The organism is Brevibacterium sp. LAARM2_SD2 (genome assembly GCF_057364785.1).
The window spans coordinates 94,202-109,536 of record NZ_JBNFOM010000004.1 but is presented as its reverse complement, the minus strand read 5'-3'; the positions used below and the strand labels follow the sequence as shown (position 1 = coordinate 109,536).

Genomic DNA, 15,335 nt, shown 5'->3' with positions numbered 1-15,335 from the left:
GCGGCGGCGCCGATCGCCCGCACTCGCCCACCGGAGCGGAACGAGCCATGAAACTCAAAGAATATCTGCGCCTCATCCGGCGCAACGTCGCCCTCCTCGTCATCGCCACCGTGCTCGGCGGCGCCGCAGGATTCGGGATCTGGGCGCTGCTGCCGACGACGTACTCCTCGCGCACGGAGCTCTTCGCCTCGGTGTCGACCTCGGGCGATCCCTACCAGCTGCAGATGGCCTCGAGCTTCATGCAGGAGCGGATCCAGACCTACGTCGACATGGCGAGCAGCCGGCCCGTGCTCGAACCCGTCATCGACCGCCTCAACCTCGACGAGACGCCGGAGGAGCTGGCCGGACAGGTCAACTCGTACAGCGACCCGCGCACGGTGCTCATCACCGTCGAAGCCGCGGCGGCCACCCCCGACGAGGCCGCGCAGCTCTCCGACGCCATCGCCGGCAGCCTCGTCACGGTCATCGGCGAGATGGAGAACTCGGGCAGCGCCGACACCGGGCAGATCGAACTCAAGGTCGCCAACCCCGCCGTGCCGGCGACGGTGCCGGACGGTCTGCCGCTGTGGATGTGCATCGGCCTCGGACTGCCCGTCGGACTGGCGATCGGACTCGGAATCGCCCTGCTGCGCTCGAACCTCGACAGCCGGCTGCGGACGAAGGAGGACGTCGAGGCGATCACCTCGGCGACGGTGCTCGCCTCGATCCCCACGGACCCGAAGATCACCGACCAGCCGCTGCTCACCCAGATGGGACTCGACAACGTCCGCGGCGAGGCCTACCGCCGGCTTCGGACGAACCTCGGCTTCGCCCAGGTCGACGACACGAACTCGGCGATCCTCATCACCTCGGCGGGAGCGCAGGAGGGCAAGTCGACGACGAGCATCAATCTCGCGATCGCGCTCGCCCAGGCCGGCAGCCGGGTCGCCCTCGTCGACGTCGATCTCCGGCAGCCGACGGTCGCGGAGAAGCTCGGCCTCGAGAACTCCGTGGGACTGACGACCGCCCTCGTCGGGTCCGCCGACCTCTCCGAGCTCATGCAGCCCTGGGGGCAGGACGAGCTCTACGTCCTCACCGCCGGGATGATGCCGCCGAATCCCACCGAACTGCTCGACTCGCGAGCGATGGGAACACTCATCAAGCGCCTGACCGGGGAGTTCGACATCGTCATCCTCGACGGGCCGCCGCTGCTGCCGGTCGCCGACAGCCTCGTGCTGTCGAAGCAGGTCGGTCGGGTCCTCCTCGTCGCCAGCGTCGGGCAGGTGCGCACGAACGACCTCCAGGAGGCGGTGCGCAGCCTCGACGTCCTCGATGTTCCCGTCGACGTCGTCCTCAACCGCGTGCCGCGCACCTCGGCGGAGACCAACGGCTACTACCAGTGCTACTCGAGCCGGGCGCAGAAGCAGACCGCGGGGCCGGGTCCCGAGATCCCCTCCGACGTGCCCCCGTCCGATGTGCCGCGGACCTGGCCGGGCAGCACCGAGGACGCCTGGTCCGGTCGCGGCAGCGAACAGACCGCCGAGGCGGCGAGCCCGACCTGGACGACGAGCGACGACGCCACCGCAGGACGTCACCTGCGCCCGCGGAGGCTGGCCCGCACCGGAGCGCAGACGCGGCGGGAGAGCATGGGACGACTGCCATGAGGATCGGCCTGCTCGCCAGCGTCGGGCACATGATCGATTCGTTCTTCCCCGAGATCATCGCATCGTGGACGGCTGCGGGGCACGCGGTGTCGACCGCGGCCGGGACCCCGACCGCCGACGGTCACGGCGTCGTCATCGCCGGCCTCGGCCGACGCCCGGGGCCGGGCATGATCGCGGCCCGGGCCGGGCTGCGGTCCTGGGTCCGGGACGCCGGGATCGACGTCGTCGTCACGAACTCCGCAACGGCGTCGGGGCTCGTGCGCTCCGCCTCGCTCGACGTTCCCGTCGTCTACTTCTGCCACGGACTGCACTGGAACACCGGCGCCCGGCCGGCCGACCGGATGTGGCAGACCGTGGAGCGCTCGCTGCTGCGACGCACGAGCGGGATCATCACCATCAACTCCGACGACCATGCGTGGTTCGCGCCCCACGTGGAGGCCGACCGGCTGCTCCGTCTCGAGACCGGGGTCGGACTCGACCTCGAGCGCTACGCTGCGGCACCGGCGCTCCCGGTGGCCGGGAACCGGCTCGAGCTCGTCTGGATCGGCGAGTTCAGCCCCCGCAAACGGCCCGACCTCGCCGTCGACGTCGTCGCCGGTCTCCGGGCGGCGGGAGTCGACGTCCGCCTGCGGATGCTCGGCGACGGTCCGCTGCGAGCCCGGATCACCGACCGGGTGCGCCGCCTCGACCTCGCCGATGCCGTCACCGCCCATGGGTTCGGCACGGTCGTCGACGCCCTGAGCGGCAGTCACGGTCTCCTCCACACGGCGGCGTGGGAGGGTCTGCCGCGGGTGATGCTCGAAGCCGTCGCCGTGGGGCGGCGCTCGTACGCCTTCGACGTCAAAGGCGTGCGCGACATCCCCGAGGCCCGACTCGTGACCGATCGCGACAGTGCGGCCCTCGTCACCGCGATCGCCGAGGACTGGTCGACAGGGAGGATGACGGCACCCCTGGCCTACGACCGCTCCCGCCTCGACTCGGCGGAGACCGCGGAGTCGGTGAGGGTCTTCCTCGAGACGCTCGTCGACCGCACGTCCCGGCCTGCGTCGAGCACTGCGGTCGGTCGGGGAGAGCGATGAGCGGCACCGAGGTCCTCGTCTCCGTCATCGTCCCCGTCTGCAACGGCGAGGCGCACCTGCAGGCGACGCTCGACTCGGTGCTCGCCCAGCGCCACCGAGCCCTCGAACTCATCGTCGTCGACGACGGCTCGACCGATGCCACGCCCGCGCTCCTCGCCGACCTCGCCGCGGCGGACACCAGGGTCCGCACCCTCCGCCAGCCGAATCGCGGTGTCTCCGCCGCCCGGAACCGCGGCCTCGATGCCGCGCACGGCGAGTGGATCCTCTTCCTCGACGCCGACGACCTGCTCATCGACCCGCTGCTCCTCACGGCGCTCGTCCGGGCCGGCGGGGACGACGCGGACATCGTCGGCTTCGCCTCCACCGACGACCCGGGTGCCATCGGCAGCGTCGGAGGCGATGGCGACCGGCGGCTGCAGGCGGCGCTCGCCGAGGCGGTCGATGTCGTCCTCGACCACCGGGAGATCGCGACGATGATCGCCGCCGAGACCGCGAACGCGGTGTGGGACAAGGCCTACCGGCGCACCCTGATCGACGCGGGGGGCACCCGCTTCCTCGAGGGGATCCGGATGGGTGAGGACCTCCTCTTCAATCTCGACTGCATCTCCCGCGCTCAGGTGGTGCGGACGGTGCCGATCCGCGGTCACTTCTATCGGCGGGGCGGGACCGCCTTGGCGACCGGACGCTACCTCCCCGACAAGTTCACGGATCTCACGATCGTCGGGACGCGGCTCGCGGACTGGGCGCAGAGCACGGGATCGCCAGAACTCGCCGCGGCCGTCGACTTCATCAGGGCGAAGAACGTCTTCTCCTGCGTGCGCGACCTCCACCGCCCCGACTGCGACGTGCCCAGGGAGCAGCGGCTGGAACGGGCGAGGGAGTACCGGATCGAGGTGCCCTCGGTGCGGATGGACGGTCTCGGACCGGGGCGGCGGGTGCTCGGCTCCGCCTACAACCTCCTCGGGTACCGTTCGCTCTTCCGCCTCACCGGTCTCGTCGGAGGCCGCCGATGAACGGGGGATGGGACGTCGACCTGGGGCCCTTTGCCATCCTCGTCGTGTGCACCGGAAACGTCTGCCGGTCCCCGCTCGCCGAACGGGTGCTCCAGGACGGGCTCGATGAGCTGGCGCCCATGCAGTTCGCGGTCTCCAGTGCCGGGACGCAGGGACTCCCCGACGACACGGTGACCCCGGAGATCGCCCAGATCGCCGGACGCTACGGGCTCACCTTCGACGGATTCGCCTCGCGGCGGCTCGAACCCGGCCACATCCGCACCGCCGACCTCGTCCTCACGATGGAGCGGGCACAGCGCGCTGCCGTCGTGCAGATGCTCCCGGCGGCCCTCAAGCGCACGTTCACGCTGCGCGAGTTCGCCCGCATCCTGCCCCTCGTGCCGCCCGAGAACGGCTCGTCGCCGACGGAGCGGTGGCAGTCGCTCGCGGCGCTGGCCCAGCGGTACCGTCACGCCGCTCCCGGCGACGGCGGCAACGATGACGTCGTCGACCCGATCGGCGGCACCGACGAGGTCCACCAGACGATGCTCGATGAGATGATGCCGGCGATCCGGACGCTTCTCAAATGGGAGCAGCAGTTCGACCGAATCGAGGCGTGAGGGATGTTCCTCGTCTCGTGGTTCGTGCTCGCCACCCTGTGGATCGTCGGCTTCTGCGTCGTCGGGGAGACCTCGAAGTTCCGGCACTGGAGCAACGCGCTGTTCCCGATCCTCTCGCTCGTGACGATCACGGTGCTGGCCGCCTCGGCGGCGAACTACGACGTCGTCGACAAGAACCGCTACGCCCTCGAGTTCGAGTCGATGAGCTTCGCGTCGCCGGACGAGATCTTCGCCGACACCGTCGCCGACGGCAGGGAGCCAGCGTACCTGCTGTTCAACTGGATCGTCGGTCTCTTCACCCATGATGCCCGCGTCTACTTCGTCGTCGCGGCGGCCTTCTGCGGGATCATGCTCGCCGCGACCCTGTGGCTCGTCCTCGGCTCCGGGTGGCAGACGGCCGTCGTGCTCTACGTGACCTTCTGCTTCGGCTTCTTCATGGACTATTCGAGCTTCCTGCTCCGGCAGGGGCTGTCGATCTCGTTCCTCTTCCTCGCCCTGGCCCTCGTGCTGCGCGGCGCCAGGGTCGTGTGGATCGTCCTCCTCGTCGGGGTCGGTCTCCTCTTCCACTGGTCGGCCATTCCCGCGGCGCTCATCATCGTCCTCATCCGGCTCATCCGCATGCGCACCGACATCCTCCTCGGCGTGTGGGTGATCCTCTCCGCCGCCTACTTCACGGGCATGAACGAGCGCCTGGCCGGGCCGCTCGGCGCGAGCGTCGAGCAGGTCGACGTCTACTCCGATCCCGCACTGGCCGCGGAGTACACCGGCGGCACGAACCGTCCGAGCTTCTGGCTCTTCAGCGCGGGCCCGCTGGCCGTGTCCTATGTCGCCTTCAAGAAGCTCACGGTGCTGCCAGAGTGGTATCCGAAGCTGCTCAACGCCTTCATCCTCCTCAACGGGTACTTCCTGCTCATGGGATTCGTCTTCTTCAGCGACCGCCTCGCCGCGTACTCGTGGTCGCTCGTGCCCGCCGTCGTGTCGATCCCCTTCCTCGCCTACCGCGGGACGGCCGCCCCCGTCGTCCGACTCGGCCTGCTCGTCGCGTTCACCCTGTGGGCCGTGTACTTCGGGTCGTTCGACGTCCTCGTCGACCGGTGACCCTCAGCGGCTGCCGCCCTGGCTCGGCACCGGGTCCGCGACTGGGTCGAGGCGGCGGGCAGGGCGCGCGGGCCGCCACGCGAGGACCAGCTCACCGGCATAGCGGCCGACCGAACCGCACAGCAGCGCGAGGCACCCGGCTTCCACCGCCGGCATTCCGGCGGCTCCGGCGATCCCGCCGCTGAGCAGTGCGACGGCGACCGAGAACGCACCGACGAACGTCGTCGCCCAGTACCGGTTGAGCACGAGCAGCGTCGCCGACAGCAGGTACGTGGGCACGGTGATGACCGCGGCGAGGGCGAGCATGCCGATCGCCGGTGCTGACAGAGCGAACGCCTCACCGTAGACGGCGACGAGCAGGGGACTGCCGAGGACGAGGGCGACGATGATGAGAGGACTGAGCGCGGCCATGATGATCCCGCCCCGCACCAGGGACGTCCGCAGCAGGGGCGGTGCCGCGGGGTCCTCGTGGAGACGGCGGTAGACGGGCAGCATCACGGTCTCGACGGACGCTCCGACGAGGTTCGCGAAGACGACGAGATACGCCGCCGAGGCGTACCGTCCGACGTCGTCGGCGGCCCCGAAGAGCGCGACGACGCCGAGCGGGGCGTAGGACGTCAGCGAGTAGATCCCCTGCATGAGCGACAGCGGCAGTCCCGCGGTGAGGAGGGTGCGCACCTCGGTGCCGGTGGAAGTGGCGTCCGCCGGCGGGCCGAAGTCCGCGGCGCGTTCGGGGGCCGGGGCGCGCTGCCCGAGGACGGCGGTGACGACGGCGACGAGCAGCGCGGTTCCGGCAACACCCCACAGGGCACTGACCACGGACCCCGTGACAGCCATGACGAGTGTGACGGTGACGGCGGTGACGACGGCGCTGCCGATGAGGATGAGCCCGAAGGCCCGGAGTCGTTCGGCCCTCTGCAGGCGGGCGAAGAAGAGGTCGGCGATCGTGTCGCACAGTTTGATGACGAGCACGGCGGCCGCCATCGGCCAGGAGAGTTCGGAGACGACGAGTCCGAGCACGAGGAGGCCGATCCCGGCGGCCAGGGCGGCGCTGCAGATCCGCACACCGAGGTAGACGCCCCAGCGCACCCGTGCCTGCAGGGTGAGATAGAGGTTGCGCAGGCCCAGCTGGGAGAGGATGAACACCGGCGTGAGGGCGGCGATGAGAGTCGAATACTGGCCGACCGCGGCGGGTCCGTCCTGGCGGGCGAAGAGCCACACGAGGTACCACTGCGCGGCGGCCGTCGCGATGTTGCCGACAGTCACGAACAGCAGCGAGGCTTTCGGCATATCGGGTGTCCTGTCGGTGGAAGGCGGAGGCGGTGCATACCCCGCTTATCGGGATGCTACTGGCGATGCCCGCCTCTCGGTCTCGCTCCGGAGCGGCTTTGCGGGACTCCGCAGTGCGCGTGCGGTCGTCAGTGCGCGTGCGGTCGTCGGCCGGAGCGCCCGCAGGCGGGCGCGCAGCGGCAGCACCGTCGTGAAGGCGCGGTAGACGGCGGACCGCAGCGGCAGGTCCCATGCGCCGATGTACTCGTGGGCATCGGCGCCCATCTCCGCCTTGAAGCGGATGAGACCGGACGCGTGGTCCCCGGCGTCGAGGGTGTCCTCGACCCCGCCGAGGTCGAGAAGCTCCGCGCCGCTGGCCACGGCCCGGCGGATGATCGCCCAGTACACCGCGTTCGACCCTCGGGCCTCCGGGCGCACCGCACTCGTCGCGGCGAGGACCCCCTGCACCCGGCCGCCGATCCGCGCGGTGGCGTTCGCCGCGACCGCGTCCCCGTCGTGACGGGCGATATGGAGGGCGAACTCCCCGGGGAAGGCCTCGCCCATCGTCTCCCAGATCGCCTCGAAATACTCGCGCGGCTGCGGCTCGAAGCCGTTGCGCTCGGCCGTCTCGACGAAGAGACGATGGACCTCGCCGAGGTCCTCGCGACCTCCCGGACGGACCTCCACCTCGGCGCGCGCGGCCTTGCGGATGTTCTTCCGCCACGTCTTCGACATCTTCTTCAGCGCCGTCTCCTCGGTGCCGTCGTCGAAGCGCAGGTGGAAGTTCAGCCGCGGCTGACTCGCCTCGGTGTCGGGGTCGCCGACGATCGGCCGCCACCCGCGCCGGGCCAGCAGCTCGGTCACCTCCACGGCCGGCGCGTCGACGGCATCGGGCGGGAGGTCGGAGAAGCGGCGGACCGCGGCATCGGCGAGGCCCGCGCGCACGGTCGCCGAATCCCACCGCCGCAGGGTGAGCGGGGGAGTGATGCGCACACCGAAGACGCGGCGGGCGCGCAGGTGGGTCGTGAGCGCGGAGAGCTGCTCGTCGACCTCCGGGGAGGCCCAGTCGATGAGCGGGCCCTGGGGGATGTAGGCGAACCGCAGGCGACTGCCGGGCATCCGCCGGTACCTGATGACCGCCGCCGCGACCGGCTCGTGGCCGCCGGCGAACCAGCCCACGGGCTCATGCTCCCAGTCGGTGCTGCGGGCGCGACTCCATTCGGGGGTCTGCTGATAGCTGGCGTCCCCCGTGCGGTCGAGGAATCTCCAGTAGTCATCTGTCGCGATCGTGCGAACCGTGTGCATGATCCTCAAGCGTAGGGAGGCCCGCTGCCCGACTCCATGGCTCCCGCGGACTCTTTCGCCGACCCGCACAACACTGACGGCTTCCCGCAGGCCGGCCGCTCGACGGCGGCCTCGGGCGGGCGCGTCCCCCAGACTGGTTCCACAGCAGCGGTTCCGCCCACGGTGGGAGCTCCCCGCTGGCGACGCAGATCGAGGAGAGGCTGCGAGATGTTCATCGATCAAATCAGCGCGGTGGTTCCCCGCCGAGGTGGAGGTCTGGAGAAGATGGTCCCCGGTACCGACCCCGCCGAGGCCGGCGGCCCGGCCGGCGGGCCCGCGCCGACGGGCCGGGCGGCCGAGATCGCCGGCTTCGCCCGCGAGCTCGGTCTCGAGTCTGACGAGTTCGCGGCCGAGCTGTTCGCCGCGAGCGCCGGGTGCCTCGCGCTCGGGCGGATCGCGGCCGCTGCCGCCGCCCGCGTCGACCACTCCGTCGATCCCACCTCCCGCAGCTTCGCCGACTACGTCGCCGCCCAGGCGCCGCCGCTCGACCTCGGCCTCTCCGCCGAGGACCTCTGGGTCGCGACGGTGCTGTCCCACCTCGGCGCGTTCACCGAACGGACAGCGCTCTTCGCGCTCGCCTCCGTGCCCCCGCCGGCCGACTTGGGGTCCGGTCCCCCTGACCCCGAGGGCGTGCTCATGCGCCTGCGCATGTCGGGTGTCGTCGCCGATGCCGGAACCGACGGCGGCCGGCGACTCCTGCGGGTGCCCGCCCTCCTCGCGGCGAGCCTGCGCCGCAGTGCGGCCGCCGCGGACAGCGGGAGCGAGACGGCCGGCCTCCTCACCCATCTCGTCCCCGCTCTCGTCGACCATCTCGAGACCGCCGAGGCGATCGATGCGCAGGTGCTCGCCGACGTCCTCGACCTCGCCCGCCGCGCCCGGCACTGGGACGTGCTCGTCCGGCTCGCCGATTCCGTCGGACTGCCGATGTTCCTACTCGCCCCGCAGGCCGCCTGCGCCGCCTACGGCGGACTCCCGCCCGAGGCGATGACGGTCGAACCCGACCTCGCCCTCATGGCCCGCATCGCCGAGGACATCATCGACCTCCTCGGCGGAGACTTCGACCAGGCGCGACTGCAGGAGGCGCTCATCGGGGAGACGCGGACCGGCCGACTCCGCGAGCTCTGCTTCCTCGCCGTCCCCGATACCGCCGCGCCGCCCCAGCCCCAGGCGATCGCCACCGAGGTGGGGCCGGGGTCCGTGCTGCGGGACATGTCGGCCCTCGTCGCCGCCGGACGCCACAGCGAGGCCGCCGACCTCGGCCTGTCGGCGCGCATCCGGCCCGGCGCGAAACGCGCCCAGCTGACCATCCGCCTCGTGGCCGCGATCTGCGCCTTCCACGACGGGGACGTCGCCCGCGCCCGGGCGATCCTCCACGACGTCGAGGTCCAGGCCGCCCCGCGCCACGTCGACGGCGACTACCTCGTGCCCGCCGCCGTCGCCTGGTCGGCGCTGGCCTCAGCGGTCGCCGGGGACCACGAGCGCACCGACGCGCTGCTGGCGCGACTGGCCCGGACGGCGCCGCGGCCGACCCTCGTCGACGACGTCGTGCGCTCGCCGTGGCGCATCGCCACGGCCCTGCGCGCCCTCGACCGCCTCGACCTCGACCTCGCCGCGGACTGCCTCGCCGACGTCGACCGGGCACCGGACGGGATGGGCCTGCGGATCTGGATCCCCGTCATCGGTCGGCGCCTGGCCGTGCTCGCCGCCCGCACCCCAGCCGACCTCATCATCGCCAACGACGACGTCGCCCACGACGACCTCGACGACCGCGCCGCCACGCTGCCCCGGCTCAGCCGCGACCTCGTGTCCGGCAGTCGCAGCGCCGTCTTCACCGCGCTCGGTCAGCTGCGGTGGGCCGAGGTCGAACTCGAGCAGATGTCGCCGGACTCCGCCGCCCGCGTCGTCGGCAGCGTGCGCGTCGAACTCGTCGCCGGGCGCAGCGAATCCGCGATCGCCCAGGTCGAGGCGTGGTTCTACCACCCGATGCTCACCCCCACCGGGCGAGCCGAGCTCGCCGCGATCCGCGCGGCGGCGCAGGCTCGGCTGGGCCGCGACGCCGAGGCGCGCGACGAGTTCCGCACGGCCTCGGCTCACCGCGCTCGTCAGCTCCCTGCTGCCGTTGGCCTGGCTGCCCCGGACCGACCGCGCCCGACTCCTCGACCTCAGCGCCGGCGACCCGGCGTGGGAGCCGGTGTTCCGAGCGTTCGCCGACACCGGGCGCGCCCAGCTCCTCACGCGGCTGCGCGAGGTCGGTGCCGTGTCGGTGTCCGAGGTGTCGATGCCGCAGCTGAGCAAGGCCGAAGCCCACCTGCTCGATCTCCTCGCCACCGACCGCTCGATCGCCCAGATCTCCGCGGAGCTCCACCAGGTGCCGGGGACGGTGAAGAACCGGCTCTCGGCCCTCTACCGCAAGTTCGGCGTCTCCGGCCGCGCCGAGGCGATCACCCGGGCTGGGGCGCTCGGCTTCCTCCCGCCGTGACCGCCGCGCGCGCCGCGGTCGCGCACCAAGGTCGCGCGGAGACAGCCCGCCGAGGCGGGACGTCGTCAGGCTGTGACGACGTCACGCCTCGGCGAGGGGAATCATGCGGTGATGAGGTTGCGGCGGCGGAAGCCCAGCGCACCGATGAGGGTGAGGACGACACCTCCCGCGGTCAGCCACGCGATCGCCGCCGGTTCGAGGTCGACCGACGGGTACTGCCCGATGTGGACGAACACGGACAGGTCGAGGATCGCCTCGTCGAGCTGGAGCATCGTGCCGAAGAACGCGAGGACCGCGGAGGCGGCGAAGACGATCCACCCGATGCCCATGGCCCGCGGGACGATGCCGTAGGTCAGGAAGGCGATGCCGAGCAGCGCCCAGATCGCCGGGGTCTGCGCGAGGTGGCCGACGAAGGTGGGACCGAGCAGATCCCAGTCGCCGGTCGAGCCGCCGCCCCGAAGCCCTCGCCGAAGCCGCCGAGCGCCATGAGCAGGAGCGCGCCGAGAAACGACACGCTCGCCCACGCGAGCATCCAGCCCGGCCGGCTGACCCCGGTGGCGAGCACGGGCTCGGTGCGGAACCCCTGCTCCTCGGCCCGCAGGCCGCCGGCGGAGATGAGCGCGAAGACGGCGACGATGATCGCGAAGTAGAGGCCCATGAACCCGAGGTAGCCGTCGACGATGCCGTCGGCTCCGCCCATGATTGCCAGGATCTCCGGCGGCATGCCGTCCGCGCCGTCGGCCATCGCCGAGGTGAACGAGCCGAAGACGACGCCCATGATGAGGACGCCGAGCGACCACCAGAGCAGGCTCGAGCGCTGGAGGCGCAGGGCGAGGGCGAACGGGGAGGACAGGGCCGCCGAGGCGGTCGGGCGACCGAGTCGATCGGGCAGGATGCCTGCGGCGAGGTCGCGCTGCGACTGGAGGACGAGGGCGACCGGGACGAGGACGAAGAGCAGGCCGACGCCGAGCAGCAGCGGCCACCAGCGGTCGAGCGTGAACGGCGCCGTCTGCTGCGCCCAGCCCAGCGGGGACAGCCACGACAGCCAGTCGAGGTCCCCGCCCTGGACGGCGGACATGTCGCCGAGCCCGCGGACGATGAAGAACACCGCGAGGATCGCCCCGGCGATGCCCGAGCAGGCGCGTGCGAACGCGGAGAGCTGCGCGGTCACCGCGGCGACCCCGGCGAACACCCAGCCGACCGCGCCGATGCTCGCCCCGAAGAGCAGGGCGGAGGAGAACGGGCGGGGTGCGGCCTCGGAGTAGAAGAATGCGAGCGTCGTGCCGAGGGCGACGAGGACGTTCATCCCCAGCGTGAGGACAAGCGCGGCGATGAGCTGCGTGTGGCGTCCGGTGACGTCGGCGCGGACGAGTTCGGCCCGGCCGGTCTGCTCCTCGCTGCGGGTGTGGCGGGAGATCGTGAGGATCGACATGAGCGCGGCCCCGAGCATGAGGAAGACGCCGTACATCCCGACGATGAAGCGGGGCACGGTGATGTCGTCGAAGCCGTAACCGGGTCCCGTGATGAGGCCCATGACGGGGTTCTTCGCGAAGACCGTCATCGCCTCGAGCGAGCTGCCGTCGAGGACGAGGGCGATCGCGTTCGAGAAGTACGCGGCCATCGCCGAGAGGCCGAGCACCCACAGCGGCAGGCGCCAGCGGTCACGGCGGAGCATGAAGCGCAACAGGGTGCCGAGCCCGGTGAGATTCGTGCCCCGCTCGGCCCGGTGGGCCGGGTGGTCCCGGTGTCCCTCTGCTGCCGCATGCCTGCCGTGGGTGCCGGGAGGCGCCGAGGTGAGCAGGCGGGTGTCGCCGTCGCGGGTCCGGGCCGTTGTCGCCGTGTGCGTGTTCATCACCGGTTCTCCGATCCGTAGTGGCGCAGCAGGAGCTGTTCGAGGGTGGGCGGCGTGGCCGTCAGCGACCGGATGTCGTGGTCGCCCAGGGCCCGCATGATCCCCGGCAGCTGCGCGGTGTCGGCGCTGAAGTGCAGCTGCGGTCCTTCGCGGACGAGGTCGTGGACCCCGGTCATCGTCGTGAGCTCGGGGATGTCCTTTTCGACCTGGACGGTCACCGTCGTCCGTGAGAGGTGGCGCAGGTCGGCGAGCGCCCCGGTCTCGACGATCCTGCCGGCGCGGATGATCGAGACCCGATCGGCGAGCGCTTCGACCTGCGCGAGGATGTGGCTCGAGAGCAGCACCGTGCGCCCCTGGTCCTTCGCCTCGCGGATGCACTCCTGGAAGACGGCTTCCATGAGCGGATCGAGCCCGGCCGTCGGCTCGTCGAGGAGGAGCAGCTCGACGTTCGAGGCGAGTGCGGAGATGAGCGCGACCTTCTGCCGGTTGCCCTTCGAGTACGTCCGTCCCTTCTTCCGCGGGTCTAGGTCGAAGCGCTCGATGAGCTCGTCGCGCTTGGCCGTGTCGACCCCGCCGCGCAGCCGGGAGAACAGGTCGATCGCCTCGCCTCCGGTCAGCCCCGGCCACAGTTCGACGTCGCCGGGAACGTAGGCGAGCCGCCGGTGCAGGGACACCGCATGCGACCACGGATTGTCGCCGAGGAGGCTGATCCGTCCCGCATCCGAGCGAAGGATCCCCAGGAGGATCCGGATCGTCGTCGACTTGCCCGCGCCGTTGGGTCCGAGGAAGCCGTGGACCTCCCCGCGGGCGACGGAGAGGGTGAGCCCGTCGAGGGCGCGGACGCGACCGTAGGTCTTGACGACGTCGGTCATCTCGATGGCCGCCGAGGCGGTCGAGGTCGTGGTCTCGTGTGCAGTGCTCGTGTCTACGGTGCTCGTGTCAGCGGTCATGATGCGTCATCTCCCTGGGTGCGTGATGAAGTGGTGCTGGTATGGGGTGGGGCCTCAGGTGGCGTGTCGTCGGTCGGTGGGGCGGTGCCGGTCGGTGGGGCGGTGCCCGGCGGGGTTTCCGGTGCCCCGTCGTGCGCCGCGTCGGTGCCTGCCTGTGCGGTGCCCGGTGGGGCGGGACTCTGCTCCGGCGCCGAGGCGAGCACCCCGTTCCAGTAGAGGTCGAGCAGGTGCGGGGCGAGCCGCGTCATCGTCGAGGCGACTTCCGCGGTGCCGAGGTTCGCCTCGAGGCGCCGGCTGAGCATCGCCGGGGCCAGAGCCATGACGGCGAGCATCGCGGCCTGCCCGCGGGTGTCCTCGCTCTGCCGGAATTCGTAGCCGGCGAAGCCCTCGACGATGTAGGACTCGACGAGGTCGACGTAGTGGTCGAAGTACCGCTGCCCGTGCTCACTCGGATCGAGCAGCGACTTGAGCAGGTAGTCGACGGCCGTCGACATCGCCGGATCGTCGAACATCATCTGCACGGCCATGACCGCGTACCCGGCGTTCTCGACCTTCTTCTCGGTGATGAGATCGAAGACGTGGTCGTCGCACGCGGTGCGCAGTCCCTCCTTCGACCCGAAATGGTGGATGACGAGGCCCGGGGAGACGCCGGCGGCGGCGGCGATGCCGCGCACGGTCGCCTTCGCGAAGCCGTGGGCGGCGAACTCGCCGACCGCGGCGTCGAGGATCCTCTCAGCCGTCTCGGGTGAGGAGTTGGGGGAGCGGGAGGGCTCGTCCCGCGGAGTGGTTGAACGCATGTTCAATATTAAACGCGTGTTCAATCGAGGCGTCAACAGGGTGACGGTGAATTTTTCTGCAGCGCGGTGAGCCCGGCGGTCGGGTCCGCCTCCGGAGAGGGGCGTCGGCGGGCCGCTGTCGACGGGCTGCGCCTGGTCGCCGGGCAGCCGCGCCGCCCTCCGCGAGGTGGATCCGGCTCGATGATTCCGCTGAAATCGAGCCGGATCCACCTCGGGGGCATCGTTTGCGGGGTGATCGAGCGATGCGGTGCGCGCACACCCCTTGACGTACAACCGTTCGGTTGTAGGATGTGGGCATGACAGCCCGACTCGACGACGATGTCGACGCGATGTTCCAGGCGTTGGCGGATCGGACGCGGCGCGACATCGTCCGCCGTGTCCTCGTCGACGGACTGTCCGTGTCCGAACTCGCCGAGGACTACGACATGAGCTTCGCCGCCGTGCAGAAGCACGTCGCCGTGCTCGAGCGGGCGGGTCTCGTGACGAAGGAGCGCAGCGGACGTCGCCAGGTCACCCGGGCCGATGTCGGCGCGATCCGCACCGTGCGCGACCTCCTCGGCGATCTCGAACTCCAATGGCGGGACCGCGTCGAGCGCATCGATGCCCTGCTCGCCGCCGACGACGCGGACACGACGCCTCTGCCCCGCCCGGGCGCGGAGGGATAAACGGATTCAATGACGAAGGAGCAGTCATGCCGGTGACGGAGACCAGCCACAACGAGGACACGAAGACCCTGACGATGGTCGCGCAGTTCGCCGCCCCGCCAGAGAGGGTCTGGGAAGTCTACGCCGATCCCCGGCAGCTCGAGAAGGTGTGGGGACCGCCGACGCATCCGGCCACCGTCGTCGACCACGACCTCGTCCCCGGCGGTCGGGTCACCTACTACATGACCGGACCCGAGGGGGAGAAGTACTACGGCCTCTGGGAGGTCACCGCCGTCGACGCGCCCGTGAGCTTCTCCTTCCGCGACTACTTCGCCGATGAGAACTTCGACATCGCGCAGTCCCTGCCCGGCAGCGCGAACACCTACACGTTCACCGCCGACGGCGACGGCACGAAGGCCGTCTACACCTCGGTCTTCGACACCGCCGAAGGCCTGAAGACGGTCCTCGAGATGGGTGTCGTCGAGGGTGCCACGGCGGCGATCGGGCAGATCGACGACCTCCTCGCCGAACGCTGACGACCTCCCGCCTCGGCGGGGACGGGTACGGA

Annotated in this window: 16 protein-coding genes; 8 read left to right on the top strand and 8 right to left on the bottom strand. The window is 71.1% G+C overall.

What is annotated here, in order from left to right; genetic code table 11:
• The first annotated feature begins 47 nt into the window (after positions 1 to 47).
• From AC2W7K_RS04120 to AC2W7K_RS04100, 5 genes are read left to right on the top strand one after another with little or no spacing between them, the layout of a single operon-like run.
• Complete coding sequence (locus tag AC2W7K_RS04120; RefSeq protein WP_198499844.1) at positions 48 to 1,643, top strand: tyrosine-protein kinase domain-containing protein; 1,596 nt, start codon at positions 48 to 50, stop codon at positions 1,641 to 1,643.
• Positions 1,640 to 2,722 carry a glycosyltransferase gene (locus AC2W7K_RS04115; protein WP_198499843.1) on the top strand — a complete coding sequence of 361 codons (1,083 nt, stop codon included), beginning with the start codon at positions 1,640 to 1,642 and terminating at the stop codon, positions 2,720 to 2,722. Before AC2W7K_RS04120 ends, AC2W7K_RS04115 begins: the two co-directional genes overlap by 4 nt.
• Positions 2,719 to 3,735, top strand: a complete 1,017-nt coding sequence (locus AC2W7K_RS04110) for a glycosyltransferase family 2 protein (RefSeq protein WP_486005774.1) — start codon at positions 2,719 to 2,721, stop codon at positions 3,733 to 3,735. Before AC2W7K_RS04115 ends, AC2W7K_RS04110 begins: the two co-directional genes overlap by 4 nt.
• Complete coding sequence (locus tag AC2W7K_RS04105) at positions 3,732 to 4,334, top strand: arsenate reductase/protein-tyrosine-phosphatase family protein (protein ID WP_198499841.1); 603 nt, start codon at positions 3,732 to 3,734, stop codon at positions 4,332 to 4,334. Before AC2W7K_RS04110 ends, AC2W7K_RS04105 begins: the two co-directional genes overlap by 4 nt.
• A gap of 3 nt (positions 4,335 to 4,337) precedes the next feature.
• Complete coding sequence (locus AC2W7K_RS04100) at positions 4,338 to 5,432, top strand: EpsG family protein (protein ID WP_198499840.1); 1,095 nt, start codon at positions 4,338 to 4,340, stop codon at positions 5,430 to 5,432.
• A gap of 3 nt (positions 5,433 to 5,435) precedes the next feature.
• Here AC2W7K_RS04100 and AC2W7K_RS04095 read toward each other — a convergent pair whose 3' ends face one another.
• From AC2W7K_RS04095 to AC2W7K_RS04080, 4 genes are all read right to left on the bottom strand, one after another.
• Positions 5,436 to 6,722, bottom strand: a complete 1,287-nt coding sequence (locus AC2W7K_RS04095; RefSeq protein ID WP_198499839.1) for a lipopolysaccharide biosynthesis protein — start codon at positions 6,720 to 6,722, stop codon at positions 5,436 to 5,438.
• Positions 6,723 to 6,767: 45 nt separating this feature from the next.
• Complete coding sequence (locus AC2W7K_RS04090; protein ID WP_198499838.1) at positions 6,768 to 8,006, bottom strand: lipid II:glycine glycyltransferase FemX; 1,239 nt, start codon at positions 8,004 to 8,006, stop codon at positions 6,768 to 6,770.
• Between the two features lie 969 nt (positions 8,007 to 8,975).
• Positions 8,976 to 9,419 carry a hypothetical protein gene (locus tag AC2W7K_RS04085; protein WP_486005773.1) on the bottom strand — a complete coding sequence of 148 codons (444 nt, stop codon included), beginning with the start codon at positions 9,417 to 9,419 and terminating at the stop codon, positions 8,976 to 8,978.
• An 81-nt stretch (positions 9,420 to 9,500) separates the two neighbouring features.
• On the bottom strand, positions 9,501 to 10,139 hold the full coding sequence (locus AC2W7K_RS04080; RefSeq protein ID WP_486005772.1) for a hypothetical protein: 639 nt from the start codon (positions 10,137 to 10,139) through the stop codon (positions 9,501 to 9,503).
• A gap of 184 nt (positions 10,140 to 10,323) precedes the next feature.
• Between AC2W7K_RS04080 and AC2W7K_RS04075 the strand changes: the two genes are divergently transcribed.
• Positions 10,324 to 10,524 (top strand): LuxR C-terminal-related transcriptional regulator, encoded by a 201-nt coding sequence (locus AC2W7K_RS04075; protein WP_486005787.1) that lies wholly within the window; start codon positions 10,324 to 10,326, stop codon positions 10,522 to 10,524.
• A 101-nt stretch (positions 10,525 to 10,625) separates the two neighbouring features.
• On the opposite strand, the gene AC2W7K_RS04070 is transcribed toward AC2W7K_RS04075, so the two are convergent.
• The 4 genes from AC2W7K_RS04070 to AC2W7K_RS04055 all read right to left on the bottom strand — a co-directional run bounded on the left by AC2W7K_RS04070 (position 10,626) and on the right by AC2W7K_RS04055 (position 14,123).
• A complete protein-coding gene (locus AC2W7K_RS04070; protein ID WP_486005771.1) occupies positions 10,626 to 10,853 on the bottom strand; it encodes a hypothetical protein in 228 nt (75 codons plus the stop codon).
• 23 nt (positions 10,854 to 10,876) lie between these two features.
• Positions 10,877 to 12,376, bottom strand: coding sequence for an ABC transporter permease (locus AC2W7K_RS04065; protein ID WP_486005770.1), 1,500 nt, complete (start codon positions 12,374 to 12,376; stop codon positions 10,877 to 10,879).
• Positions 12,376 to 13,248 (bottom strand): ABC transporter ATP-binding protein, encoded by an 873-nt coding sequence (locus AC2W7K_RS04060; protein WP_232623871.1) that lies wholly within the window; start codon positions 13,246 to 13,248, stop codon positions 12,376 to 12,378. Before AC2W7K_RS04060 ends, AC2W7K_RS04065 begins: the two co-directional genes overlap by 1 nt.
• Before the next feature lie 74 nt (positions 13,249 to 13,322).
• A complete protein-coding gene (locus AC2W7K_RS04055) occupies positions 13,323 to 14,123 on the bottom strand; it encodes a TetR/AcrR family transcriptional regulator (RefSeq protein WP_486005769.1) in 801 nt (266 codons plus the stop codon).
• Positions 14,124 to 14,419: 296 nt separating this feature from the next.
• Here AC2W7K_RS04055 and AC2W7K_RS04050 point away from each other — a divergent pair, with 296 nt between their 5' ends.
• Together AC2W7K_RS04050 and AC2W7K_RS04045 are read left to right on the top strand one after the other, a co-directional pair.
• Positions 14,420 to 14,788, top strand: a complete 369-nt coding sequence (locus AC2W7K_RS04050) for an ArsR/SmtB family transcription factor (RefSeq protein WP_198499834.1) — start codon at positions 14,420 to 14,422, stop codon at positions 14,786 to 14,788.
• A 26-nt stretch (positions 14,789 to 14,814) separates the two neighbouring features.
• Positions 14,815 to 15,303 (top strand): SRPBCC family protein, encoded by a 489-nt coding sequence (locus AC2W7K_RS04045; protein WP_198499833.1) that lies wholly within the window; start codon positions 14,815 to 14,817, stop codon positions 15,301 to 15,303.
• Positions 15,304 to 15,335: the final 32 nt, after the last annotated feature.

Excerpts from the sequence above, each read along its gene's own strand:
- AC2W7K_RS04075 (WP_486005787.1), top strand. The coding sequence starts at position 10,324 with ATGCCGCAGCTGAGCAAGGCCGAAGCCCACCTGCTCGATCTCCTCGCC.
- AC2W7K_RS04060 (WP_232623871.1), bottom strand. The coding sequence starts at position 13,248 with ATGACCGACGTCGTCAAGACCTACGGTCGCGTCCGCGCCCTCGACGGG.
- AC2W7K_RS04100 (WP_198499840.1), top strand. The coding sequence starts at position 4,338 with ATGTTCCTCGTCTCGTGGTTCGTGCTCGCCACCCTGTGGATCGTCGGC.
- AC2W7K_RS04120 (WP_198499844.1), top strand. The coding sequence starts at position 48 with ATGAAACTCAAAGAATATCTGCGCCTCATCCGGCGCAACGTCGCCCTC.
- AC2W7K_RS04115 (WP_198499843.1), top strand. The coding sequence starts at position 1,640 with ATGAGGATCGGCCTGCTCGCCAGCGTCGGGCACATGATCGATTCGTTC.
- AC2W7K_RS04070 (WP_486005771.1), bottom strand. The coding sequence starts at position 10,853 with ATGGGCATCGGGTGGATCGTCTTCGCCGCCTCCGCGGTCCTCGCGTTC.
- AC2W7K_RS04090 (WP_198499838.1), bottom strand. The coding sequence starts at position 8,006 with ATGCACACGGTTCGCACGATCGCGACAGATGACTACTGGAGATTCCTC.
- AC2W7K_RS04065 (WP_486005770.1), bottom strand. The coding sequence starts at position 12,376 with ATGAACACGCACACGGCGACAACGGCCCGGACCCGCGACGGCGACACC.
- AC2W7K_RS04050 (WP_198499834.1), top strand. The coding sequence starts at position 14,420 with ATGACAGCCCGACTCGACGACGATGTCGACGCGATGTTCCAGGCGTTG.
- AC2W7K_RS04055 (WP_486005769.1), bottom strand. The coding sequence starts at position 14,123 with ATGCGTTCAACCACTCCGCGGGACGAGCCCTCCCGCTCCCCCAACTCC.
- AC2W7K_RS04105 (WP_198499841.1), top strand. The coding sequence starts at position 3,732 with ATGAACGGGGGATGGGACGTCGACCTGGGGCCCTTTGCCATCCTCGTC.
- AC2W7K_RS04110 (WP_486005774.1), top strand. The coding sequence starts at position 2,719 with ATGAGCGGCACCGAGGTCCTCGTCTCCGTCATCGTCCCCGTCTGCAAC.
- AC2W7K_RS04045 (WP_198499833.1), top strand. The coding sequence starts at position 14,815 with ATGCCGGTGACGGAGACCAGCCACAACGAGGACACGAAGACCCTGACG.
- AC2W7K_RS04095 (WP_198499839.1), bottom strand. The coding sequence starts at position 6,722 with ATGCCGAAAGCCTCGCTGCTGTTCGTGACTGTCGGCAACATCGCGACG.